Origin of the sequence: Pseudolactococcus plantarum, assembly GCF_002441715.1 — a bacterium.
In the GTDB taxonomy this organism is placed as follows: domain Bacteria; phylum Bacillota; class Bacilli; order Lactobacillales; family Streptococcaceae; genus Pseudolactococcus; species Pseudolactococcus plantarum.
Genome location: NZ_JXJX01000003.1, coordinates 91,305 through 117,465, shown reverse-complemented (window position 1 = coordinate 117,465; position 26,161 = coordinate 91,305). Strand labels below are relative to the sequence as shown.

Annotated in this window: 17 protein-coding genes; 3 read left to right on the top strand and 14 right to left on the bottom strand. The window is 38.6% G+C overall.

Annotation, left to right across the window (positions count from 1 at the left end; translation table 11 throughout):
• Positions 1–37: 37 nt before the first annotated feature.
• The 3 genes from nifJ to RU87_RS02590 form a co-directional block, all read right to left on the bottom strand.
• On the bottom strand, positions 38–3,706 hold the full coding sequence (nifJ, locus tag RU87_RS02600) for a pyruvate:ferredoxin (flavodoxin) oxidoreductase (RefSeq protein WP_068160290.1): 3,669 nt from the start codon (positions 3,704–3,706) through the stop codon (positions 38–40).
• A 406-nt stretch (positions 3,707–4,112) separates the two neighbouring features.
• Positions 4,113–6,938: an excinuclease ABC subunit UvrA gene (gene uvrA, locus RU87_RS02595; RefSeq protein WP_068160292.1), complete on the bottom strand. Its 2,826-nt coding sequence runs from the start codon at positions 6,936–6,938 to the stop codon at positions 4,113–4,115.
• Between the two features lie 123 nt (positions 6,939–7,061).
• Complete coding sequence (locus RU87_RS02590) at positions 7,062–8,471, bottom strand: aminotransferase-like domain-containing protein (protein WP_068160295.1); 1,410 nt, start codon at positions 8,469–8,471, stop codon at positions 7,062–7,064.
• Between the two features lie 182 nt (positions 8,472–8,653).
• Between RU87_RS02590 and thiD the strand changes: the two genes are divergently transcribed.
• On the top strand, positions 8,654–9,469 hold the full coding sequence (gene thiD, locus RU87_RS02585) for a bifunctional hydroxymethylpyrimidine kinase/phosphomethylpyrimidine kinase (RefSeq protein WP_068160298.1): 816 nt from the start codon (positions 8,654–8,656) through the stop codon (positions 9,467–9,469).
• 17 nt (positions 9,470–9,486) lie between these two features.
• Complete coding sequence (locus tag RU87_RS02580) at positions 9,487–10,077, top strand: ECF transporter S component (protein ID WP_068160301.1); 591 nt, start codon at positions 9,487–9,489, stop codon at positions 10,075–10,077.
• A 60-nt stretch (positions 10,078–10,137) separates the two neighbouring features.
• Here RU87_RS02580 and RU87_RS02575 read toward each other — a convergent pair whose 3' ends face one another.
• From RU87_RS02575 to RU87_RS02535, 9 genes are all read right to left on the bottom strand, one after another.
• Positions 10,138–10,524, bottom strand: coding sequence for a RidA family protein (locus RU87_RS02575; protein ID WP_068160303.1), 387 nt, complete (start codon positions 10,522–10,524; stop codon positions 10,138–10,140).
• Positions 10,525–10,630: 106 nt separating this feature from the next.
• Entirely contained in the window at positions 10,631–11,512 is an 882-nt protein-coding gene (locus RU87_RS02570; protein WP_068160306.1) for a polysaccharide deacetylase family protein, read from the bottom strand.
• 15 nt (positions 11,513–11,527) lie between these two features.
• On the bottom strand, positions 11,528–12,865 hold the full coding sequence (gene asnS / locus RU87_RS02565; protein ID WP_068160310.1) for an asparagine--tRNA ligase: 1,338 nt from the start codon (positions 12,863–12,865) through the stop codon (positions 11,528–11,530).
• Between the two features lie 92 nt (positions 12,866–12,957).
• Positions 12,958–14,136, bottom strand: a complete 1,179-nt coding sequence (locus tag RU87_RS02560) for a pyridoxal phosphate-dependent aminotransferase (RefSeq protein WP_068160314.1) — start codon at positions 14,134–14,136, stop codon at positions 12,958–12,960.
• Positions 14,137–14,359: 223 nt separating this feature from the next.
• Positions 14,360–14,785, bottom strand: a complete 426-nt coding sequence (locus RU87_RS02555; protein ID WP_068160317.1) for a cell wall elongation regulator TseB-like domain-containing protein — start codon at positions 14,783–14,785, stop codon at positions 14,360–14,362.
• A 12-nt stretch (positions 14,786–14,797) separates the two neighbouring features.
• Complete coding sequence (locus tag RU87_RS02550) at positions 14,798–17,140, bottom strand: helicase C-terminal domain-containing protein (RefSeq protein WP_068160320.1); 2,343 nt, start codon at positions 17,138–17,140, stop codon at positions 14,798–14,800.
• Positions 17,141–17,331: 191 nt separating this feature from the next.
• The gene (gene murA / locus RU87_RS02545; RefSeq protein ID WP_068160322.1) at positions 17,332–18,597 is read right to left on the bottom strand and encodes a UDP-N-acetylglucosamine 1-carboxyvinyltransferase; all 1,266 of its coding nucleotides are present in this window, start codon (positions 18,595–18,597) and stop codon (positions 17,332–17,334) included.
• A 244-nt stretch (positions 18,598–18,841) separates the two neighbouring features.
• Entirely contained in the window at positions 18,842–20,746 is a 1,905-nt protein-coding gene (locus RU87_RS02540) for an ABC transporter ATP-binding protein (protein WP_068160325.1), read from the bottom strand.
• A complete protein-coding gene (locus RU87_RS02535) occupies positions 20,746–22,452 on the bottom strand; it encodes an ABC transporter ATP-binding protein (protein WP_068160327.1) in 1,707 nt (568 codons plus the stop codon). Before RU87_RS02535 ends, RU87_RS02540 begins: the two co-directional genes overlap by 1 nt.
• A gap of 286 nt (positions 22,453–22,738) precedes the next feature.
• Here RU87_RS02535 and RU87_RS02530 point away from each other — a divergent pair, with 286 nt between their 5' ends.
• Complete coding sequence (locus RU87_RS02530) at positions 22,739–23,935, top strand: cation diffusion facilitator family transporter (protein WP_068160332.1); 1,197 nt, start codon at positions 22,739–22,741, stop codon at positions 23,933–23,935.
• 45 nt (positions 23,936–23,980) lie between these two features.
• Here RU87_RS02530 and RU87_RS02525 read toward each other — a convergent pair whose 3' ends face one another.
• Both RU87_RS02525 and RU87_RS02520 read right to left on the bottom strand, forming a co-directional pair.
• Positions 23,981–24,469, bottom strand: a complete 489-nt coding sequence (locus RU87_RS02525; RefSeq protein ID WP_068160335.1) for a thiol peroxidase — start codon at positions 24,467–24,469, stop codon at positions 23,981–23,983.
• Between the two features lie 99 nt (positions 24,470–24,568).
• A complete protein-coding gene (locus RU87_RS02520; protein ID WP_068160338.1) occupies positions 24,569–25,918 on the bottom strand; it encodes a glucose-6-phosphate isomerase in 1,350 nt (449 codons plus the stop codon).
• Positions 25,919–26,161 lie beyond the last annotated feature (243 nt).

Sequence of the window (26,161 nt, the reverse complement as noted above, 5' to 3'; positions counted from 1 at the left end):
AAAAACATCAATCCAAAAGATCAATGTTTTTACATGACTATTTACTTATCCGTTTTGCTGCGCGTTCAGCACGTCTAGCTGCTCGTCTTGCTTGGGCTTCTGGATCTGCAATACGTTTAGGACGTTCCGCTTTTACTCCCGTTGTTACGGCAATATCCTCACCCTGAGCTTTAGCTTCTTTTGCCAAAAACTTGTCTAAGTCACCAGATACTCTTGCATAACGCATAAATTTACGACGTGCATCAGCTGTTGTTTTATCAAATAATGCTTGTGCAGCATCAGGTTTAACACGTTTCAAACTAGCAAATCTGACTTGTTGCGTCATAAACTCTGTCATTTTATCAAAATTTGGTTTTTTGAAATCTAATGTTAATGGATTTTTGCCCATCTCTTCCAAGTTTGGATTATAACGATAGAGTTGCCAGTATCCACACGCAACAGCTTCTTTGGCCTCACGAAGTGTTTCTGACATGCCGCCTTTTAGCCCATGAGAGATACAAGGTGTATAAGCGATGATGATCGATGGCCCTTCATGACGTTCAGCTTCCTCAAATGCTTTTATGGTCTGCATTTTGTTTGCACCAGAAGCGATCTGTGCGACATAGACATTACCATAAGTCATCGCCATGAAGCCTAAATCTTTCTTAGCAGCTGCTTTTCCTGCTGCTGAGAATTTCTCAATCGCTGATCGAGGTGTCCCTTTAGAGACTTGACCACCAGTATTGGCATAAACTTCATTGTCCATGACCAGCATATTCACATCTGCACCACTTGCAATGACATGATCGATACCGCCAAAGCCAATATCATATGCCCAACCGTCTCCGCCAATCATCCAATGTATCGGTTTAACCAACTGATCTTGTCTTGCACGAATACTATCAAATTCAGGTCCCAACTCTTGTAAGGCACTTTTAAGCTTTTCAGCACGTTGTCTTGTCCCATCAGAGATGTCTTTATGTGCGATCCAATCTTCAATCAGCGCTTTTGTCTCATCAGATACAGTACCTTCGGTGGTGAGATTAGATAAATCTTTTGCTAATTTACTCCGACGTGCTTGAGAGGCCGTCCACATCCCATAACCAAACTCAGCGTTATCTTCTAAAAGTGAGTTTGACCAAGCTGGTCCTTGTCCTGCATCATTTGTCGTGTATGGACTAACAGGTGCTGCACCTCCCCAAATAGAAGAGCACCCTGTCGCATTAGCAATCATCATCCTATCGCCAAACATCTGTGTCAGTAATTTAACATAAGGTGTTTCACCACAACCAGCACAGGCACCTGAAAATTCAAGAAGCGGTGTATTAAACTGAGACCCAATGACAGAGGTTGCTTTTGCAGGATTTGCCTTAGTCTTCAACGTCATAGAGAAAGCCCAATTTGCGGCTTCAGCTCTCACTTCTTCATAAGGTTTCATCTCTAGCGCCTTACCTTTTGCCGGGCAGGCTTCAACACATAACCCACATCCTGTACAGTCTTCAACTGAGACTTGGATGCGATACATGAGACCATCAGCACCTCTAAAATCTTTTACAAGATAGCCTTCTGGTGCCTCATTCATCTCATCTTCATCTAATAAGAATGGTCGTATTGCTGCATGAGGACAAACAAAACTACACTCATTACACATGGTACATTTATCAACATCCCAAACCGGCACTTCAAGCGCGACGCCTCTTTTTTCATAGGATGTTGTGCCCAAGGGCATCCGACCATCAGCCATGTCATTTTCCATCAATTTACCAACAGATAGTTGATCACCTTCTTGTGCATTGACATGATTAACGATATCAAATACATATTTGTGTGTTGCATTACCTGCTACTTGAACGGCCTTAGGATCTTGAGCATTTGCCCACTCTTTAGGAACGACTACTTGATGAAGACCATCCACTGCTAAGTCCATCGCTTGCCAGTTCTGCTCCACAATTTTCATTGACTTACGTGCATAACTATCATGTGCATCTTGTTTGAGAATATCAAAAACTTGCTCAAATGGCATGATATTTGATAACTTAAAGAAGGCCACCTGCATAGCAGTGTTAATCCGACGACCCAGCCCTGCTTTATGTGCGATATCTACTGCATTCATCGTGTAAAAGGCAATATCATTTTCAGCAATGAAACGTTTGACACGGCTTGGTAGATGGTGTGCTAACTGTTCATCACTCCAGACGGTATTCATTAAGAAAGTTCCACCTTTTTTGAGTCCTTTTAAGACATCATACTGGTGAACATAGCTGGCAGTAGACAAACTAATAAAATCAGCTTGTTGAATCATATACGTAGATCTAATCGGTGTATCACCAAAACGCAGATGACTAACTGTTAAACCACCTGATTTTTTAGAGTCATAAGCAAACGCACCTTGTACGTATTTTTGCGTATGATCGCCAATAATCTTAATCGCTGATTTATTAGCACCGACTGTACCGTCAGACCCAAATCCCCAAAATTTCGCCTGAAAAGTTGATTGAGGCGTTAAATCAAGTGGCAATCCTGCATCTAATGATAGATGTGTCACATCATCTGTAATCCCGATGGTAAACTGTTGCTTTGGTGTTGGTTTTAATAATTCATCAAAAACGGCCACAATCTGATTTGGCGTTGTATCTTTAGCACCAATACCATAGCGTCCACCGATCACTGTTAACTCGGATGCTTGATTAAATAGGACCGACTTAACATCTAGATAAAGCGGTTCCCCATCAGCGCCAGGTTCTTTCGTCCGATCTAACACAGCAATTTTACGTGCTGTTTTCGGTAGTTTTTCAAGAAAGTTCTGGCTCGGAAAAGGCCGATACAAATGAATGTTTAGAAAACCAACTTTACGGCCTTGCGCATTTAAATGGTCAACAGTTTGAATAATCGTCTCCCCAACTGAGCCAATAGACACTATCACTTCGGTTGCATCTGCTGCACCATAATAGTTGACAAGATCATAATCTGTACCACGTAATTGATTAATTTTTCCCATGTAATCTTGCACAATTTCTGGGACTTTAGCGTAATATTGATTGGTTGTTTCACGTTGTTGAAAATGAATATCCGCGTTTTGATTCGTTCCTGAAATCGTTGGATGATCAGGATTCATCGCTCTGTCACGAAATTCCTGAAGTTTGTCTTGATCGATCATATCAGCTAGATCCTCATAAGCCAAAACCTCTATCTTTTGGAGTTCATGTGAGGTTCTAAACCCATCAAAGAAGTTCATAAACGGAACAGATGATGCGATCGTAGCAAGATGAGCCACAGCAGACAAGTCCATTACTTCTTGTACAGATGACTCTGCTAACATAACATAGCCAGTTGATCTAGCACTCATGACATCTGATTGGTCACCAAAAATATTTAGCGCATTAGTTGAGACTGCACGTGCTGCAACATGGATGACGCTTGGTAATAGTTCGCCTGCGATTTTATACATATTTGGCAACATCAATAAAAGGCCTTGAGAAGCCGTATAAGTCGTCGCTAATGCCCCAGCCTTGAGTGCACCATGAATGGCACCCGCAGCACCTGCTTCAGATTGCATTTCAGAAATCGAAACGGTATCTCCCCAAATGTTTTTTCGTCCACTTGCCTGCCACTCGTCCGTATATTCAGCCATAGGGCTTGATGGTGTGATAGGATAAATAGATGCAACTTCCGTGAACGCATAAGCGACGTGTGCTGCTGCCATATTCCCATCCATTGTTTTACGCATGTCTACCTCTTTCTTTAACTCGTTAATTTTTTAATACATCATTGAGGTTCAAGCCTCAATTTTTGATTGCTAAGACTTATCATATGCTGAAAATGACTATATCATCTTCATGGCTAAGACAAGTTTTTCACACAATCATACTATCTTGATAAAATAATATAGCTTCATTTTACCACTTTTAAGCACTTTTTAGAGAAAAAATCAACAATTTTATCTCGGAAATTTGAGTTATCCTCTTAATTTGACTTAAATATGTCAAAAGTGACTCAATTTTTATAGATGTATGTTGTCAAAACGTCATTCTTTCTACTCAACTAACTCATTCACTAAAAAAAGGATACAAGAAAAAGCCAGAAAAGTATCATCTTTTCTGACTTTTTCTGAGCTTCGTTATTCACTTAAAGACTTATGTTAATTTTTCTTTCAGATATTTACCCGTATAAGAAGTTGTGACTGCTGCAACTTCTTCAGGTGTACCAGTGGCTAAGATTGTACCACCTCCGATACCACCCTCAGGACCTAAGTCAATGATATGATCAGCAGTCTTAATGACATCTAGATTATGCTCTATCACGACTATCGTATTGCCTTGATCAACCAAACGGTTTAGCACCCCTAATAAAGTAGCGATATCCTCTGTATGTAAGCCTGTCGTTGGCTCATCCAAGATATAAAATGATTTGCCAGTAGAGCGCTTTTGTAGTTCACTGGCTAACTTCATCCGCTGTGCTTCACCACCTGAGAGTGTGGTTGCAGGCTGACCTAATGTTACATAGCCTAACCCAACATCAACGATTGTTTGTAGTTTTCGCTCAATCTTAGGGATATGTTTGAAGAAGGATACCGCATCTGATACGCGCATCTCTAACACTTCAGAGATGTTTTTCTCCTTATAGTGAACTTCCAAAGTCTCCGAATTATAGCGTCTACCACGACAGACGTCACATGGCACATAAACATCTGGTAAAAAGTGCATCTCAATTTTGATGATCCCATCACCAGAACAAGCTTCGCAGCGACCTCCTTTTACATTAAACGAGAATCTACCTTTTTTATAGCCACGAATTTTCGCCTCATTCGTGTTGGCAAATAAATCACGAATATCATCAAAAACTGATGTATAAGTTGCTGGATTTGATCTAGGTGTTCGACCAATAGGGCTTTGATCAATATCAATCAATCGTTCAATTTTATCATAACCAGAAATAGTCCCATATTTACCAGGTTTATCACTATTACGATTTAGTTTTTGAGCGAGTGCTTTTTTCAAAATTGCATTAACCAAGGTTGATTTACCAGAACCAGACACACCTGTGACAGCTGTCATAACACCCAATGGAAAGGCAACAGTCAAATCTTGAAGATTATTTTCGGATGCGCCTGTTATCGTCACAGCTTTTGATTCATCTATAGCTCTACGATGACTTGGTACCTCGATTTTCTTCTTACCAGACAGATATTGTCCTGTAATTGATTTTTTATTTTTTGCGACTTGTTTTGGTGTACCGGCTGCAATAATTTCACCACCCAAATCCCCTGCACCAGGACCGATATCGATTAAATAATCCGCCGCCATCATTGTGTCTTCATCATGTTCGACAACAATCAAGGTATTGCCTAAATCACGCATCTTTTTCAAAGAATCAATCAAACGATCGTTATCTCTTTGATGTAGCCCAATAGAAGGCTCATCTAAGATATAGAGCACACCTGATAAGTTGGATCCTATCTGTGTAGCCAAACGAATACGCTGACTTTCACCACCTGAGAGTGTACCAGAATTACGTGATAAGCTCAAATAATCTAGACCTACATTTTTCAAGAAACTCAAGCGATCGCCAACCTCTTTGATGATGGGCCGTGCAATCATTTCCTCATTTTCTGTCAAGGTAAGCTTTTGGATAATTGTGAGATGTTCACCGATAGGTAATGCTGATAATTCAGCAATATCATACCCTGTTTCGCCATTCACCTTCACTGATAAGGCTTGCGCATTCAAACGTTTACCATGACAAGTTTGACAAGGTAGTTCATTCATATAAGCACGCATCTGCGTTTTTGTACTATCAGATCCTGTCTCATATCTGCGTAAGATATTTGGGACAACCCCAACAAATGCCATATCTACATCTCTTAACCCGAAATCACCTTCATGATAAAAATGAAAGAGTCGTTCTCCTGAACCAAAAAAGATTAATGTTTTATCTGCTTCTGTTAGGTTGTCAAACGGGGTATCTAAATCCACACCAAACGTCGTCATAGCCTGCTCTAAAATAGCAGGATAATAGGTAGATGTGCCAGAGTACCAAGGGACTACTGCCCCTTCTCGAATCGTTTTACGACCATCTGGTACGACTAAATCCAAATCCACTTCAAGACGCATCCCAAGACCATCACAGTCTGCACAAGCACCTTGAGGTGCATTAAATGAAAACAAACGCGGCTCAAGCTCAGGCACAGAAAACCCACAAATCGGACACGCATAGTACTCACTAAAGAGTAATTCATGATCATCCATCGTGTCGATCTTGACATAGCCATCACCTTGGCGTAAAGCAGCTTCGACAGAGTCAAATAAACGACCTCGAATACCGTCTTTCAGCACGATTCGGTCAATCACAACGTCAATATCATGCTTCTTATTTTTTTCAAGATCAGCTACCTCAGCTACGTCCAACACCTCACCATCTACACGAACACGGACATAGCCATCCTTTTGGATTTTTTCGAGGATTTTTTTATGCTGTCCTTTTTTAGCGCGAACTACTGGTGCTAAAATCTGCAGACGTTGTTTTTCAGGTAAGGTGAGTACACTATCTACGATTTCCTCTACAGATTGGGCTGTGATTTTCCCATGTCCATTAATACAATACGGTGTCCCAACTCTAGCATAAAGGAGTCGTAAATAATCATGAATCTCCGTTACTGTCCCCACTGTTGAGCGTGGATTTTTAGAGGTCGTCTTTTGATCAATTGATATGGCTGGAGACAAACCGTCAATGCTATCCACATCCGGCTTATCCATATTCCCTAAAAACTGCCTAGCATAAGCAGATAAGCTCTCAACATACCGTCTTTGGCCTTCTGCATAGAGTGTATCAAATGCTAAAGAAGACTTACCCGAACCTGACAGACCAGTCATGACAACTAATTTATCTCTAGGAATGGTCACATCTATATTTTTTAAATTATGGGCACGAGCACCCTTAATGACAATGTTTTCTTGTACCACTATTTCCTCTTCTCATTTTCTTTTAATTAACTAAATAACTTGCATAAACTTTATCTCATTATACCATTTATCGGCTTGATTATGGCTGATTTGACTTTTCCAAAGCCGGATCCCCCCATCCCATCAAGCCAACATATCCGCTAATACAGTAACTAGCTGATCAATTTCAGATAAGCTTAATCGGGCGATATTAAGCCTAATCGCTGGCGTTTTTTCACCAAAAATAAAACTAGGTAAATATAAAATACCAGAATCCAGTAAGTGTGCGAGTTGCAAGGTGATATTTTTTTTAGGATTGAGGGTTACCCATACATAAAATCCACCTGTAGGATAACATGCTATCTGCTGATGAGGTAGCTTGTTTAAAAAGTACACCATTCGTTCTTTAATTTGTGCACGCAGTGCTGCCAATTTCACAGGAAAATAGGGATCAGATATCGCATCTTTTGCAAGTACCTGAGGAAAAATACTCAAAGTCAAATCTAAATCTCGACGAGCAGTAGCTAATCTCTCAAGTACAGCATGAGGGGCACTGATCCAGCCTATCTTAGTCGTCGATCCTAAAAATTTTGACAAAGATCCGATATAGATAACATTTTGAGGATCAAGTTGTTTGAGTGGTGGTGCCATATTCTCATGCTCAAAGTAGAGTAGCCCAAAGGCATCATCCTCAATAATCGGTATATTGTATATCCGGCATAACTTGATAATTGCATGACGCCGTCTCAAAGACATCGTGATACCTGTTGGATTTTGAAAAGAGGGATTTAGCATGACAAACTTAATCCGATGTTTCAATATTTCATCTTCTAGCGCATCAACACGCATTCCTTCACTATCCATCGGCACACCAAACAATCTGATACCAGCCGTCTGAAATAAAGACAGGGCGTAGAAAAAAGACGGCTGGCTGATGGCAATAGCATCTCCACTATTTAACAAGGTCTGGACAATCAAAAAAATAGCTTGATGACCACCAGAGGTGATCATCATTTGTTCAACTGACAAAGAGAGTTGATAATCTTTATGAATCATATCAGAAATGGCTTGTCTTAACGGAAAATAGCCAAACTCATCTTGATTTTTATCTTCTTCTATAAAATCACGCCAATTCGTTTGTGGCAAGTCAAATGCAGGGACTAAAGCCATCGGTAATTCACCAGAATAGGCATCGATTGCTGTATCTTCTTTTAACTTTTGTTGAATTTGATTCATAAATTTTTGTTGAGGGTCAACTGGATGTGATTGCATTAACTGATGCCAGCTGACAACAGGATCAGTTAACATCCCCCATTTGTCATCACTGATGATCGTACCACTGCCTTGTTTTCTATTCACCACTCCCTTAGCTTCAAGTTCTGTCATCACACGAACAATAGTAGAGCGGTTGACCCCTATCAACTCAGCAAGTTGTCTTTCTGACGGCAGTTTTTCTCCAGGTAGTAACTGACCAGTCTGAATTTGTTGCATGATATATCTCATAATACCCAAATAAATCGGGACTTTATCTTCCTTGACAACTTTCCAGTCCATAGTCAAGCTTCCTTTCCAAAATTGGATGGTAAAAATACAATCCAATTGGCTGTTTTATTTACTATACCAAATGCTAGAATAGATTACAAGCCTAACACAACTAGATATCAAACATCGTTAACTGGTGCATCCATTTAGGGTATCGGTTGAGATAAATCAACTCAGAAAGGGATTAAGCTAACATGAAAAAAACTCTAACAATCGCTGGAAGTGATACAACAGGCGGTGCTGGATTACAAGCTGATTTAAAAACATTTCAAGAATACGGGACTTTTGGTATGACTGCTATCACTTCCATCGTTACGATGGATATTGACAATAATTGGTCGCACGATATCGATACAATCGAACCTGACTTGGTTAAAAAACAACTCAATACCATCTTTTCAGCAGGTAATCCTAGTGCACTTAAAACAGGGATGCTAGGAGATATCAGGACAATCTCGGTTGTAAAAGAAGTTTTAACACAACATCAGCCAAAAAATATCGTGATTGATCCCGTACTCGCTTGTAAAGGAACTGCTGGTATCTTACTTTCGGAAAATGCCGAAACCATCCAAACACAACTCCTACCTCTCGCAGATATCACAACACCTAATCTGATAGAAGCGGGTATTCTATCTGGACTGGGCGAGTTAAAGACGATGAGCGATATCGAAAAAGCTGCCGTCATCATACATGGTTTCGGTGCCAAACATGTTGTCATTAAAGGTGGTAGACGATTTGATGATCAAGAAGCGATAGATGTTTTTTATGATGGACAGACCTTCCAATATCTCAAAAGTCCGATCATCCATACCAATAACAACCACGGTGCTGGCTGCACATTCGCTGCCGCTATCACAGCAGGTCTTGCCAAGGGTCTAACTACATTTGAAGCAGTACAAACTGCAAAAACATTCGTTCACCAAGCCATTCAATCTGGAGAAACTTTTAATGCTTATCTTGGTCACATCTGGCATGGTGCTTATCGCGATAATGGAAATCACTTAATCTAAAAAAGGAAGTAAACGATATGATCCCTACTCACACTACAACACTCGCACAGCCACTGTCGATCACAGAAAATAAAACAAAAAAAGTGATTTTAGCAGCTCTTTTTGCAGCACTAGCCTATATTGCTATCCAATCCTTACATGTTAGTATTTTTGCACCTATCGGCGCGCCATTTTTCCATGTTGGTAATACTGTCGTTGCATTAGCTGCGCTATATCTAGGTATTGGTTATGGCACTTTTTCTGGTGCAGTAGGTCTTGCACTTTTTGATATCATGAATGGATATGCTGTAGAAATGCCTCCTGTTTTCATTGGTAATGTATTGGTTGCTTTAACCATCCAACTGGTCTATAAATATCTGTACCCACGTTTTTCAGATCGTATTTGGTTAGTAACACTTGCAGTCTCATCTGGTGTAGTCGTCAAGCTACTAACTGATTTTATCAACGCGCTCATTCGTGCAATAGTCACAGGAGTCTCTTTCAAACCAGCTGTACTACTAGCCTATACATCACTTCCTGCGACAGCAATTAATGGTATCGGAACGATTATCTTAGTCACTATCTTATACCAGCCTATTAAAGTTATTTTACTTAAGTTCATCAAATAACACATCGTTATGCTACACCCTAACTTAATCAATAAAAAAAACGTCGATTGACGTTTTTTTTTACTTACCAAGATAAGCTATGATTTCAACCTCTACCAAAACATCTTTAGGTAGGCGTGCTACCTCTACAGCAGAACGTGCTGGAACTATTTCTCCAAAAGCTTTAGCATAAGCAGTGTTAAAAGGGACAAAGTTTTCCATATCGCTTAAAAAACAAGTGGTTTTGACAACGTGGTCAACATCTGTTTTTGCAGCATCAAGTAGTGCTTTGATGTTTTTAAGGACTTGCTCTGTTTGCTCTGTGATTGTGCTACCAACGATTTCTCCTGTTTTAGGATCCAATGGAATTTGGCCAGAGGCAAATAAGAAGTCTCCTGCTATTTTACCTTGAACATATGGTCCGATAGCAGCAGGTGCTTTATCTGTTGAAATTATATCAATTGTCATCTCTATACTCCTTTTAATTTTGTTTTTATCATATCACAAAAGCGCATCATAGGCAATGTTCATGCCTGAATTCTTAGTCAAGATTGACCTTGCTACAAGACTTGCTTTAGTTGCCTATCAAACTCATGAAACTCGACTCTGTCTGACCATATGACACGCGAACACGATGAAGTGCAAATAACCCATCAGCACGACTCGCAAGACCAGGCTGAGTTGTTAACCCTAGCTGATACCCTGCTTTTGTCGCAATATCACCTGTTTGATCATTATAACGACCAGAAGGATAGCAAATCACAGACGTATTTTGATGCAAGAGTTGATCTAGATATGTCTTAGACTGGGTTAATTGTCTACTTGCCTCATCTGGCGTTGCATATTGTAAATCAATATGACTAACCGTATGACTCTCAAGAGAGATGAGTGGATTTTTTTTCATCTCTAATAACGACTCTTGCGTCATCTTATCTTCATTATCGACCATCCCAGTGATGATGAAGAAACTACCTTTCATACCAAGCTCGCTCAAAATCGGTGCGGCAGCTTGTTGGGCATTCTTATAGCCGTCATCAAAAGTAACCCAGACAATTTTATCTGCCGGTTTTTCATTTGTTGTCAGTACCCTTAACGCTTCATCAGGGCTTAGCGTATAATACCCAGCCTTTTTCAAAGCCGCCATCTCCATCTTAAACTCACTAGCTGGGACAAATAAGGTATTACCATCTACAACATCAGCAATATGATGATACATAAGAATTGGAAATTTGATGGGTTGGTCTGACTTAACCCATTTTGCTTGCTCCTCTTGCTTTTCAGGTGTTGTTGAGGCAGACTGACTAGCCTTTGTGATGACTTTATTTTCCGCTTGTTTGCTAAGTTTTATCGGTTGATGACCAACCTGCTTCGCTAATCCAAAAGGAAAATAAAGTAAACAGGTCACAACCAAGGCAACTAATAAAGTCACTAATGATATTCCTAATATTTTTTTCATAATTCACACATCATCTTATGGTTTTAGTCTATGTAATAGACGAGGGAAGGGGATTGCCTCTCTGATATGTTCATTACCAGTAATCCAAGTCACAACTCGCTCTAGCCCTAAGCCAAATCCTGAGTGAGGGACACTCCCATATTTTCTCAAATCTAAATACCAAGCATACTCTGATTCTGATAAGCCAAATTCAACTAATTTAGTTTTCAAATACTCATAGTCAGTCGCCCGCTCAGATCCACCAATAATTTCACCATACCCTTCTGGCGCCAATAAATCAGCACAGATAACGACATCATCACGTGTTGGGTGTGGTTTCATATAAAATGCTTTGATGGCTTTAGGGTAATTGAGAATAAACGTTGGCACACCAAAGTAATTTGAAATCCAAGTCTCATGAGGCGAGCCAAAATCATCGCCCCATGTGATTTTTTCATAGTCATTATCTGCTTGATTTTCTTGTAGCAACGTAACCGCATCATCATAAGTAATTTTTTTAAAAGGTGTTGTCACGTATTTTTCAAGGACTGTAACATCACGATCCAACTCAGATAAAGCATAGGCTTGATTTGTCATGACAGCTCGGATGATATGTTTAACATAAGCTTCTTGGACTTCTAGAGATGCTTCATGCGTTGTAAAAGCCATCTCAGGTTCTATCATCCAAAACTCTGTCAAATGCCTGCGTGTTTTAGATTTTTCAGCTCGAAACGTAGGACCAAAAGTAAAGACTTTACCAAATGCCATTGCACCAGCTTCTGCATACAGTTGACCAGTTTGTGATAAAAAGGCTGGTTGTCCAAAATAGTCAGTCTCAAAGAGTTCTGTTGTGCCTTCTGGTGCTGATCCTGTTAAGATCGGACTATCAATTTTGATAAACCCACGTTCATTAAAGAATTCATATGTCGCACGTATGATTTCATTTCTCACTAACATGATGGCATGTTGCTTACGGCTACGCAACCATAAGTGACGATTATCCATCAGAAAATCAGTCCCATGTTCTTTAGGTGTAATCGGATAGTCTACTGACTCACCGATCACCTCAATATCAGTTACGTCTAACTCATAACCAATTTTACTGCGTTCATCAGCTTTGACAACACCTGTTAGTTTGATAGCTGTTTCTTGCGATAAGTGCTTGATTTGATCAAATTTAGCAAGCCCCTCTACTTCACCATATTTCTCGATGAAATTAGGCTTAAATGCAACTGCTTGACAGTAAGCTGTCCCATCTCTTAACTGTAGAAAGGCAAGTTTTCCTTTACCTGATTTATTGGCAACCCAAGCACCAATTGTAATTTCTTGATTGACATAATTTTTCACATCAATGATTGATACGAAATTTTCCATTTTTCCATCCCTTTGTTCAACCTGCTCATAGATTGCGTTGTTATGTTTTTGTATAGTGGCTAATAGTCAGCCAACTACTATCCTGATACACTTTATTTTGCCATATATGCTTTGAGACGGTTAACCGCTTCAAACAAGGTCTCAATATCAGTCGCATAGCTTAGTCTAATGTTCTCATTTGCGCCAAATCCAGCACCTGTTACAAGTGCAACACCCGTCTCTTCTAAAATATCATCACAAAAAGCAGTGACATCAGAAAAACCTTTCATTTCCATCGCTTTAGATACCTTGGGAAATAGGTAAAAAGCACCTTGAGGTTTAATTGCTTCAAAACCAGGGATCTCGTTGATTAATGGAAAGATTGTATTTAACCGTTCCTCAAATGCTTGTCGCATCGTTTCAATCGTCTCTTGATCACCTGTCAATGCCTCAATTGCAGCATACTGTGCGACTGCTGATGCGTTAGATGTTGTTTGACTGACAATTTTGCTCATCGCTTTGATAATATCAGGATCTCCCACTGCAAATCCGATACGCCAGCCAGTCATCGCATACGTTTTAGATACGCCATTGATGATGATGGTTTGATTTTTGATTGCCTCTGATAATGTTGAAATAGGTGTAAATTTATTGCCGTTGTAGACAAGACGACCATAAATATCATCAGCTAAAATCAACACATCATTGGCTACTGCCCAATTGCCAATCTCCGTTAATTCTTCTGCTGTATAAATCATCCCTGTTGGATTAGATGGCGAATTAAGGACCAAGACACGCGTTTTATCTGTTTTTAGCTCATTAAGTTGTGAGACCGTGACCTTAAAATCAGAAGCTTGTGAGCCCACAGCAAATACAGGTACGCCACCGACCATCTTAATTTGATCTGCATAACTGACCCAGTAAGGTGTCGGAATAATGACTTCATCACCACTATTTAAGACACTAGCAAATAAAGCATAGAGCGCAAATTTAGCTCCTGCTGTCACAACAACTTCATTTGGTGTTATCGCATACCCATAAAAGGTTTTAAAATAGTCTACAACAGCATGCTTTAGTTCTGGAAGTCCACTTGCCTGAGTATAAAAACTCGATTTTCCCGCATCAATGGCAGCTTTGGCCGCATTCGCGATATTTTCAGGTGTTTTAAAATCTGGCTCACCTATCGTTAGCATGAGAATGTCACGGCCTTCGGCTTTTAGTGCTTTAGCACGTGCAGACGCTGCTAATGTAACTGATTCTTCTAATTGATTGACAAGGTTTGATAGCTGCATACTCTAGGTTCTCCCTTATTTGTTTGGCTAAATACAAAAATATTGATCTAATAAAAATTATATCAAAAAATAATCAAAAAAACAGCGTTCTTATCGGTATCGTGGCCGTTTAAAGTTACCAAAAAACGAACAGGTCATCTCTGAACTTGTTCGCCTTGCTTCTTGTTTTATAGTATTTGTATCCAAGGGACTGCTTCATTTGATCCACTATGCCTTGACGCGATCAATTTTTTGTTACCTTATCACCCGTTTTAAAATCATATAGCATCAAATCTTTTGACACCCAAACGACTTGATTTTTATATAAAGTTAGCTTTGCTGTTTTTGGGGTCAAGTCACTATGATTATCTGCCATATTCACCACAATGATGTCGCCACCTTTTTCAGGAATTAAAACGCCTAAGGTTTGTTTCTGCTTATCCAGTCCAATCACACTATACGTGGTCGTTTGTGTGGTTACCTTATCAAAATAGGTAACATCAGTTACTGGTGTTTTCTTTTTAGCTAAATTAATTGCTGCGGTCTTTGCCCGCGTATAAGGACTCATCGCTTGTCTAAACATGAGTAAAGTACTCAACAAAATAGCCAGTATAATTAGCAAGGCACCAATCAAAATTTGAGTTGCTTTTGGCATTCTTTTTTTTCTCATCACTACTCCTTATCACAAAAATTTTTGAATTTGACTGCTGATTTGATCAATTTTTGAAAAAATCAGATGATTCCCCTTGGATAGTTTTTTAACCATTTGCTTAGCATAAGTCTTACCAGCTAATCGCTTATCTAAAATAACTACCGCGGATTTTTGGTCATGACGCCGATTCACACGACCAAATGCTTGCGCTAACTGTAACGTAGCAAGCGGTACTGAGAAATCATAGAAAGCATTCTTGAAACGTTTGGCATACTTTCTAATCAAAATATCATCTGGTACTGAAAATGGTAATCGGGTAATGATTAAAATGAGTTCAGATTGTTTATCAAAATCGACGCCTTCCCAGAACTTTTTACTACCTAATAAAATAGCATCTGGATGTTCATCAAATTTCTTTTTCACACGACTCGCATCACCAGGATTTTCAGCTTTTAAAACAGCTATATCGGCAAGTTCCAGTGCTTGCGCAGTTAAAGACAAACTTTCATGACTCGTAAATAACACAACAATCGGTTTCCCAATTTTTTTAAACCGTTGTATCTCTTGTGACAAGTATTCAGCATAGGCTTGTGCTGATATAGTTGTCAAATCTGGACTATCACTTGCCACAAAAACTTTCTGATTATCTTGTTTTTCTGCTGGTATAACATCAAATGTATAATCAGTAAACCCTAACAATTCCGGAAATACCGCACGTTTTTTAGACATCACTAATGTCGCACCGATTAAGAAGGTCTTAGTTTCTTTTGGAATCATGGCAGCAAAATTTAAAAAGTCTTTTGGACTGGACTTCAAGACATGATTTTGCACCCAAACAAAATCATCCGGATTTACTAGTACATCACTAATCGCTGACAGCCCCAGTTCTTTTGCATCTATTCGAATTTTTTCGATATCTAGTTGTCGACGTGATAACTGATAAGTCAAACTCTCTACCAAACGTTTGTGTAAATGAGAGGCATGCGTCTCCACCTTCACAAGTTCATCTACCAGTTTGACTGATTTTTGATGCGCCTGTTCCAAAACAGAAAATAATTGTTGTGCTTCGTCAACTACTAACACTTTATCTTCAAACAGCTCGGTTTGATCCATAATTCTCTCAGCGAGATAAGCGTGGTTCATCACGATAACTTGTGCATCTTTGACACGTTGTTGTGTCAACTGCCAAAAATCCTGTTCGGCATGAAGCTGCCCATTATAGACCTGACCTGAATGTCGAATACCATCTAAGTAATAAGGACTCGTCATGGTCAAGCTCAGCTCATCCAGCTCACCCGTTTTCGTTTCTGTCAACCAGACTAGTACTTTCATCTTGAATATTTCATAATTCTTGCCATCTTGACAGCTTTCCAGTAACTGACGAAATTTTTCTAACGAAATATAATTCTGAGTCCCAAGTAATTTAACAAAGTTTACGCCAAAATTATCCTTAAAAATCGGTGCTAAATCCTGCATCATCTGTTCTTGTAGAACTTTAGTCGGTACTGATACAATAACTTTTTTACCTTGTCCTAATAAGGTCAACAAGTAAGCGTAGGTTTTTCCGATACCTGTTGGCGCCTCTATAAATGATGCACTAGTATCTCCTAAACGTTGACTCACTAAATCAGCAAAAGCTTGCTGTTTAGGCCGTGCATCCAAATCAAGTAAGGCCAAATTTTCTTTAAATTGCTCACTTACTAAATTTTTATTCTTAGAGACGTAGGGCTTTAGCGTCGCAATCTGATCAACTTTGACCAGATCATCTTTAATAGGTCCCAAAAGGGCCAACTGTTCGGAAATGACAATTTTTGTCTCATAAATCAAACTATCCGCATGACGTGCAATTTCAGTGAGCACATTTTTTGGAAGTTCTGCCATTTTTTTCTGAAGTTTAATCAGTAATTCAGCAGTAGCATAAGCATCTGATACTGCTTCATGAGCTCGCTCTAGTACTAAATCTAATACACGCGAAAGTGACCCCAAGCCATATTTGTTTAATGTTGGGAAAAAAATTCTCGCTAATTCTATGGTATCAACGCGTGGTAACTCTAATTTGACACCATGTTCGGCAAAGGTACGCATCAACAAATTATAGTCAAATTTAACATTATGTGCGACAAAAATACACCCTGCTAATAGCTCTGCTACCTCAGACATAATCTGTTCAAAATCAGGCGCTGCTGCCACTTGTGCTGTCGTAATCCCTGTTAACGCTGTAATGTGACTGTCTAATGCCTCATGGGGATTAACATCTGTCTGATAGGTTTTGATAATCTGACCATCTTGAACGATCACGATACCGATTTGAATAATTTTACTCGTGTGGCTAGCGCTTGTTGCTTCTAAATCCACTACTGCATATTTCATCATTACTGTCATTTTCTATATAAAAGATAAGTTATCCTATTATAACATATTATCTAATAGGCTTTGTTTTTACTGCGTCGTTTATGGTGATTGGTAACTTTAACCCTCAGAATAGTTGACGCAAATTTTAAACATATTTAGCTAAAAAAACTATCTGAAGCCAAACAGCACTCAGATAGTTTTTTATCTATAGATTATTCATCAACTAATTTAATATCAACGCCAAGCGCTGTCATTTTTTCGATAATGTTATCATAGCCACGTAAAATAAATTCTACATTAGAAATTTTCGTTTCGCCACTCGCAATAACACCTGCATTGACTAAGGCTGCACCTGCTCGTAGATCTGTCGCGACTACCTCAGCACCTTGTAATTGATTTGGTGCATGATAATTAATTTCACCATTGCTTGCTACGATATCTGCGCCCATACGTGCCAATTCAGCTGCATGGTTCACACGCTTTTCATAAATCGTATCAATGATTTTACCACGACCATGTGTCATTAACAATAATGGTGTGATCGGTTGTTGTAAATCAGTTGCAAACCCAGGGTATGGCACTGTTTTGATTGTCACTGCTTTAAGATTTTCTGATTTTAAGACTTCTATCGAATCATCTCTGACGATCATCTGAACGCCCATCTCTTCTAACTTAGCAATAAAAGATTCCAGATGTTCATAAATGACATTATTCACCACAACACCATCACCACAAGCAGCTGCTAAACTTAGATAGGTACCAGCCTCGATACGATCTGGAATGACTGTATGACGCGCACCACTAAGGGTTTCTACTCCATCAATACGGATCACATCAGTACCTGCGCCACGAACTTTGGCACCCATATTATTCAATAAAGTTGCCACATCAATAATTTCAGGTTCGCGTGCCGCATTTTCAATAATTGTTCTGCCTTTAGCTTTAACAGCTGCTAGCATGGTATTAATCGTTGCACCGACAGTAACCATATCCATAAAAATGGTTGAACCAATTAGACGATCCCCATCAGTTGTTAAGTGCATGGCATTTTCTTTAAATGTCATGCGAGCACCTAACGCTTCAAACGCTTTAATATGTAGATCAATTGGTCTTGGTCCTAGATCACAACCACCTGGCAAGCCAACGGTCGCTTCACCAAATTTACCAAGTAAAGAGCCATTAAAATAGTAAGAGGCACGTAGAGAGTTAATCTTACCATAAGGTAGTGGTTTTGACTCAACCCCACGAGGATCTATTACCACAGTCCCTGCTGCGATATCTCGCTCAATTTTGGCACCCATAATCTCTAATATATCGATTAAACTTGCAACGTCAGAGATGTCGGGAACACCCTCAAGTGTCACAACATCATCTGCTAATATTGTTGCTGGGATCAAGGCAACAACAGAATTCTTTGCACCTGATATCGTCACCTCTCCCGAAATTCTTTTTCCACCATTAATTACTATTTTTTTCATACTTATAATCTTGTCCAATTCTTAAATGTAAAATCCATGCCTATCTATTCTACCATAAAAAATACGATTTGACTTATAGAATAATCTAATAAAATCATATTGTTCTCTAATCGTTCTATTATGATAGCCAAATAAATAAAACACTGTTAGTCAATGACTAACAGTGTTTTATGTGGTAACCCAAACGTATATAAACGATTGATTGAGACAGTAACTTATTAAAAATCAAAAAATGATCGCTAACTTACTCAAACACAAACTGATTATGATAAAGCTCTGAATAAAAACCATTTGGTAGTTTAAGTAATTCGTGATGACTACCTTCTTCAATAACTTCACCGTCTTTTAAGACCACAATTTTATCGGCATTTAAAATTGTTTTTAAGCGATGGGCAATCACAAATGACGTCCGTCCAGCGATTGCAGCTTCCATAGCCATCTGAATTTGTGCTTCTGTTACTGTATCAACATTAGAGGTTGCCTCGTCCAAAATCAAAAGCTTAGGATTTGTTAAAATCGTACGTGCGATCGATATTTGTTGTTTCTGACCAGTTGAAAAGACATTTTCATCATCATCAACAACCGTCTCATATTTATTGGGTAGACTCTCAATGAATTCATGAATATGCGTTGTTTTAGCCGCTGTAATCACTTCTTCATCAGTTGCATCAAATCCAAACTTAATATTGTCTTTGATTGTCCCACTAAAGAGCACTGAATCTTGTAGCACGATCCCAACACCACGACGTAAGGTATCTAAATCGATATCTCTGATATCTACCCCATCAAATTTAATGCTGCCATTATCTACATCATAAAATCGATTCATCAAATTCATGATAGTTGTTTTACCAGATCCAGTAGGACCAACCACAGCCACCATCTGACCTTTTTTAACATCAATACTAACATCTCTTAAGACAGGTTTGCCTGGTAGATAACTAAAGTCAACATGTTCTATTGAGACATTGTCTTTAATCTCATCAAACTTGACCCCGTTTTCAGGTCTAACTTCTTCTTTTTCATCAAACATTTCTTGTAAACGACGAGCACCTGTAACAGCCATCTGTAATTGAGAAAATGACGATGAGATCTGCATCACTGGTTGATAATACTGCTGTGAGTATTGGACAAATGTCACAACTAATCCAAGTGCTGCTGCAGTCGTTAATGACTTATCATTGAGTGTAATCAAAGATCCCAAGAAGATGACAATTGCTAAATTGACGAAATTCATCCCATTTAACATAGGCATCAACATACCAGAATAAACTTGTCCTTTAAAGGTTGCCTCTCGTACTTTGTCATTTTGTTTCACAAATCCATCAATCGTATCAGCTTCTAATCCTTCAACAATGATGACTTTTTGACCTGAAATTTTTTCGTCCATATAGGCATTCAGATGCCCGACTTCTTCTTGTTGTAAATCGATATATTTCTTAGCTTGCTTGATGACAACAGCTGCTAGTAAAAGTGCTACCGGCGTTGAAGCGATGGTCACCCAAGCAAGGTCAACATTTTGACGGAACATCATGATCAACACACCAATAAACATCGCACCCTGCGTCACAACTTGAACGAGTGACTGGTTAAGTGAGTTTTGAATATTATCTAAATCAGATGTAAATCGGCTTAGAATATCCCCATCTTGATGACGATCGAAAAAGGAAATCGTTAAGCGTTCTAGTTTACCAAATAATCCTTTACGCATTGAATTCGTCGAATGAGACACAATCCGTCCAAATAGAATTTGATAAATCAACATGCCAACAGTCATAAAGATGTAAGCCAGTAACAATTTCCACATCACATCGAAAAATGCTGTCTTTTCTGGCACATGTTTCGCCAAGTCAACTAATTTTGTGACATCTGTCGGTAACCCTTTTTTAGCTATCTGTTCAGCCATGGCTTGTGGTAACTCTGAAGGAATATGCCCATTAAATGATGCGACAACCTTTTCAGCTCCCACATGATGGAAATAAGCTGTTACCCATTCTACCAATTTAGCTAACGCATCACCTATAAAAACTGGTGCCTTAACTTGTAGATAAGTAGACCCGATAACTGCGATCGTGATAACGACAAAGGATAGTTTATATTTCTTGAAATAACTCCAGAAAAATTTAATTGCTTTTCCGTATTCTCCCATTAGTCCTCGCTTCCTTTCTGTGTATTATAAATTTCACGATAAACGTCACTGCTTTCAAGGAGCTCTCTATGTGTCCCCATTCCGATTAATTTTCCATCGTCTAGAACTAAAATTTTATCAGCATGTACAACCGATGAAATTTTTTGGGCAATAATAATTTTCGTTGTATCTGCAAGTTCTCCTGCTAATGCCTGTTGAACAAGTTTTTCAGACTTAGCATCTAAAGCTGATGTTGAGTCATCTAAAATCAGTATTTTAGGATTTCCAATCACACCACGCGCGATAGACATCCGTTGTTTTTGACCACCTGAAAAATTGGTAGCACGTTCTTCAACAGAACTTTCATAGACATCTGACATTTTTTCGATAAACTCACTTGCTTGTGCAATCGAACTTGCTCGTCTCATATCCTCAAGTGTGGCATCAACTTTACCATGTTTTAAATTTTGTGCAATCGTACCTGAAAATAAGATAGCACGTTGTAAGACGATCGAGACTGTATGGCGTAAGTTATCACGATTTAAATCACGTAAATCATGCCCATTAATTGTAATTGATCCTGTGCTTGGATCAAACAGTCTTGGTATTAACTGTGCTAGTGTAGATTTACCAGAACCAGTTGCCCCAACAACGCCTACCATCTCACCTGTTTTCACACTAAATGAAATATCCTCAAGTGTTGGTTCCTCATCTAAAGGATAGGTAAAGCTGACATTATTAAATGTAATATCACCTGTCAAAGCAACATCTGGCGCATCTTTAAACGTCATGGCTGGCTCAGTATTTAAAACCTCACCGATTCTTTTAAGTGAGATAAATGCACGCGATGCCATCATCGACATCATCCCACCCATGATAATCGCAAACATAATTTGCATCATATAAGTCATAAATGAGGCAATACTGGCCAAATCTTTCGGTTCTTTTTGCACATAAGTTGAAACAAACCAAATCGCTGCAAAAATCGCGATATAGGCGGCAAATGTAAAGGCTGGTATCATTGCTGAAAAGATATAACTAATCACCAGATTATGGCCTAACAGTTCATCTGAGCTCTCATCAAATTTTGCTGCCTGTTCTTTTTCCTGTACAAATGATTTCACAACCCTCGTACCACGGAGATTTTCTTTAGCGATACCATTTAACTTATCCATCAATCTTTGGAAAGCACCAAAGTGTTTACCCATGTTACCCATCGCAGCACCTGTAATCAAGATGATCACGATGACCAAGACGACAATGATCCACCAAAGTTTTGGTAAAGTTTGAATAGCTAATGCAAAAGCACCGACAAACAAAAGTGGCACACGTAATAAGATTTGAAATAAAATCATAATCAAGTTCATCACCTGATTGACATCATTTGTCATCCGAACAACTAGATTTCCGGCATTAAACTTTTCAATATTTGCATAAGAAAAACTTTGAATTTTTCTAAATGTCTGCTCTCTCAAATCAGCAGATACGCCTTGGGCAATTTTTGCTGCAAAAATGGTATTGATAACACCCGCGATGAGTCCAATCGCCGCAATGATTAGGAGTTGGATACCATATCCCATAATTTTGTCTTTATCGTTATTAGAGACAGCTTCAAGTACTTTCGTCAAAATTTGTGGTTGCCAAAGTGTTGTCCCAACAACTAAGATAACCATCGCTAAAGATCCTAAAGCCCAGAATTTGTACTGTTTGATTGCTTTAATTAGCATGTTACTTCCTTTCACTTTTACATCACCTACCTATTCATCATAGGAGTTGATATCTCTTTTAAATAAATTAGGGCTACCCGCCCCTACAACTTACTCGGACTGATAGCTCTTTTTTTATAATGTCACATCAATTTGTTAGCTTTTAGGGGATAGATATCGTAATACCATGATAACCTAAATCATCAAATTTAAGTGCCCCAACCATTCTAACATATTATCAAATTATTTCCTTTTTTAAAGTACGAAACATTAAAAAAATACATCTCCATATGTTATACTATAGATTATGAATAATTCAAGATATCAAGATCTCAAGTTAGCAGAAAGAGGGGCACTGCTCAGTATCTGGGCTTATGTCATTTTGTCTGTAATCAAACTAACGTTTGCAACGATGACGAACTCTGAGAGTCTGCGTGCTGATGCTTTTAATAATATCACAGATATTTTAGGTAGTGTCGCCGTGCTAATCGGTCTAAAAATCGCGCGAAGACCAGCTGATGATGATCATACCTACGGTCACTGGAAAATCGAGTCTGTTGCCTCATTAGTCACAAGTTTTATCATGTTTGGTGTAGGTTTTTTTGTCCTTAAAGATACCGTTACAGCTATTTTAAGTAATGAAAAAACGCGTGTAGACCTCGTCGGTTCTATTGTTGGTGTAGCCTGTGCGGCTGTCATGCTTGCGATTTATTTTTATAATCGCAAGCTAGCGATTAAAGCTAAAAGTTCTAGTCTGATGAGTGCGGCAAAAGATAATTTAGCTGATGCTGTCTCGTCTATCGCAACGTCTATCGCAATTTTTGCAGCAAGTTTTAATCTGACTTTTATTGATAGATTAATGGCGATTGTCATCACTGTTTTCATCTTTAAAACTGCTTATGATATTTTTGCTGAGGCAGTCTTTTCACTATCAGATGGTTTTGATGAATCTAAAATAGAAATTTATACACAAGCAATCGCGAAAGTCCCTAAAGTCTCAGCGGTTAAATACATCCGGGGTAGGACATATGGTAGTAATATCTTTTTAGATGTTGTGGTAGAAATGTCTCCAGATTTATCTGTGTTTGAAAGCCATGCAGCAACAGAGGATATCGAAGAAACTTTAAAACAAAACTACGATGTATTTGATATCGATGTGCACGTAGAACCTGCTATCTTAGCCGATGAAGAAAGAGATTCAACATTAGCACTCATTATTTTGGGATTAGAAGAGCAAGTCTTAAATAACAAATCACCAGAGCTATTAGCTGATACCTTCAGTGAAATAAGTTTTGATGGTAGACAGCTTACCAAACAAACCAAGCTAAATGAAGTTCCGCAACCATTAGCTATCGCTGGCTATAAAGCTCAACGACTATCTAAAAAAACATTTGTCGTCACCTATCACTACTACGAAGCGAAACAAACAATTTTAGTTACAAGTATCTGGCGAAGACGTACACAATGGTATTGCCAAGCGCGTCAACTCACGAAAAAAACCTGATTAAATCAGGCTTTTTTTATTGCTATCAAGCGTTAAACTAATGGCTTATTTAGTGTCAATTGCTGCATTTGCAACAGCAAGTGCTTTATCGTAATCGGGTTCTTGTGTAATCTCACTCAAGATTTCACTATAGATAATTTCTCCTGACTTAATCACATAAACGCTACGTGCCAATAATTTAGCTTTTGGTAAAAATAGACCGTACAAATCACCGAACTCATTTTTGGCATCAGATAAAATCGTCATGTCAACACCTTCTGCTGCACACCATGTTGCTTGTTCTTCAGGTGTATTATTTGAAATTGATAGAAAAGAGATTGCTTTATTCTCAGCAGCAGCTACATTAAAGTGTTTTGTTTGCAAAGCACAAACACTCGTATTAATATCTGGAAAAATACTAATAATAATCGGATCAGCCAATTCTGATAACTTCACTTTATGATTAGCTAAATCAGTTAACTGAAAATCTGGTGCTGCCCCAGTTGTTAGCGGATTAATCTCATCAAAAACTTCACCATGTCTTGTAATAATCATTTATCTTCTCCATTCTTTTTTTTCATTATAATACAAAATCGTTTGAGTATACACTCAAACGACTTGCACATTTATATTTTTATTTTTGAATACTTTGATTTATTTCAAACGCGCATTTAACGCTGCACTCAGCTCTTCAAATCCTGGTTTACCAAGTAAAGCAAACATATTTTTCTTGTAAGCTTCCACTCCTGGTTGGTCAAATGGATTCACACCATTTAGGTAACCTGATAAACCGATAGCAATCTCGAAGAAATAGATGAGGTAACCAAGTGTAAATTCATCTTGTTTTTTAATTGTGACAACAGAGTTAGGAACACCGCCATCTGTATGTGCAAGTAACACACCTTCAAATGCTTTTGTATTCACATAGTTCACATCTTTACCTTCTAGATAACCAAGACCATCTAAATCTTCAGCTTCTGTTGGGATATTGATATTTAATGTAGGCTCTTCAACTTTAATGACTGTTTCAAACAAGTTACGGCTACCTTCTTGGATAGATTGACCGATTGAGTGCAAATCAGTTGAGAAGTTAGCTGATGTTGGATAGATACCTTTGTAATCTTTACCTTCAGATTCACCTGCTAATTGTTTCCACCATTCACCAAAATACTGTAATGATGGTTCATAGTTAGCCAAGATTTCAATTGTTTTACCTTTACGGAAAAGAATATTCCGAAGTACAGCATATTGATAAGCTTCATTTTTTTTCAAATCAGATGAGCTATATGCTTCACGCGCAGCAGCTGCACCATCCATCAAAGCTTGGATATCAGCACCACTTGCTGCAATTGGCAAAAGACCAACTGGTGTTAATACTGTAAAACGACCACCGACAGCATCTGGAACAACAAATGATTCCCAGCCTTCAGCATCTGCTTGAACTTTAACAGCACCTTTAGCTTTATCAGTTGTTGCATAAATACGGCCATTTGCTTCTTCAGTGCCATATTTTTTGATAAGCATTTCTTTAAACACACGAAATGCGATAGCTGGTTCTGTTGTTGTACCTGATTTTGAAATCACATTAACAGAGAAATCTTTGTCAGCAACATAGTCGACTAATTGTGCTAAGTATGTTGATGAAATTGAGTTACCTGCGTACAAAATTTGTGGTGCTTTACGTTTTTCTTTTGTATCTAAGTTAACAAATGAACTATTTAAAAAGTCGATAGCCGCTTTGGCACCAAGGTATGATCCACCAATACCGATGACAATCAACACATCACTATCAGATTTGATTTTTTCTGCTGATTTTAGAATACGATCAAATTCTTTTTTGTCATACTCTTTTGGTAAGTCAATCCAACCAGTAAAATCCGCTCCCTGACCTGTACCTTCACGTAATGCGGCATCAAACGCCGTTACTGCAGGCTGCATATAATCAAACTCGTGTTGACCTACGAAAGATAACGCTGTTTTATAATCAAATTTTAGATGTGACATAGTTTCTCCTTAATCATTCGTGTGCGCGCACACGTTCCTAATAGCACTAATACGCTAACTCAATTTTTTAGCTCCTTGATATCGTTTTCACTAAAAAATCAATCTGCCTTATTCTACCGCGTTTTTCGTATTTTTTCAAGAATTTACTCAATAATTTATCCAGAATTATTTAACCCTTATGATACATCATCTGTTTCATGCTATTTGCATGCATCATGACAGTTTACACCCCCATAATCCGCA

Coding starts and splice junctions, on each gene's coding strand:
- RU87_RS02550 (WP_068160320.1), bottom strand. CDS start 17,140: ATGATGAAATATGCAGTAGTGGATTTAGAAGCAACAAGCGCTAGCCAC.
- RU87_RS02525 (WP_068160335.1), bottom strand. CDS start 24,469: ATGATTATTACAAGACATGGTGAAGTTTTTGATGAGATTAATCCGCTA.
- asnS (WP_068160310.1), bottom strand. CDS start 12,865: ATGGAAAATTTCGTATCAATCATTGATGTGAAAAATTATGTCAATCAA.
- RU87_RS02570 (WP_068160306.1), bottom strand. CDS start 11,512: ATGAAAAAAATATTAGGAATATCATTAGTGACTTTATTAGTTGCCTTG.
- murA (WP_068160322.1), bottom strand. CDS start 18,597: ATGAAAAAAATAGTAATTAATGGTGGAAAAAGAATTTCGGGAGAGGTG.
- RU87_RS02555 (WP_068160317.1), bottom strand. CDS start 14,785: ATGAGAAAAAAAAGAATGCCAAAAGCAACTCAAATTTTGATTGGTGCC.
- RU87_RS02535 (WP_068160327.1), bottom strand. CDS start 22,452: ATGCTAATTAAAGCAATCAAACAGTACAAATTCTGGGCTTTAGGATCT.
- RU87_RS02540 (WP_068160325.1), bottom strand. CDS start 20,746: ATGGGAGAATACGGAAAAGCAATTAAATTTTTCTGGAGTTATTTCAAG.
- RU87_RS02575 (WP_068160303.1), bottom strand. CDS start 10,524: ATGACAATTGATATAATTTCAACAGATAAAGCACCTGCTGCTATCGGA.
- RU87_RS02520 (WP_068160338.1), bottom strand. CDS start 25,918: ATGTCACATCTAAAATTTGATTATAAAACAGCGTTATCTTTCGTAGGT.
- RU87_RS02560 (WP_068160314.1), bottom strand. CDS start 14,136: ATGCAGCTATCAAACCTTGTCAATCAATTAGAAGAATCAGTTACATTA.
- nifJ (WP_068160290.1), bottom strand. CDS start 3,706: ATGCGTAAAACAATGGATGGGAATATGGCAGCAGCACACGTCGCTTAT.
- RU87_RS02580 (WP_068160301.1), top strand. CDS start 9,487: ATGATCCCTACTCACACTACAACACTCGCACAGCCACTGTCGATCACA.
- thiD (WP_068160298.1), top strand. CDS start 8,654: ATGAAAAAAACTCTAACAATCGCTGGAAGTGATACAACAGGCGGTGCT.
- RU87_RS02530 (WP_068160332.1), top strand. CDS start 22,739: ATGAATAATTCAAGATATCAAGATCTCAAGTTAGCAGAAAGAGGGGCA.
- RU87_RS02590 (WP_068160295.1), bottom strand. CDS start 8,471: ATGGACTGGAAAGTTGTCAAGGAAGATAAAGTCCCGATTTATTTGGGT.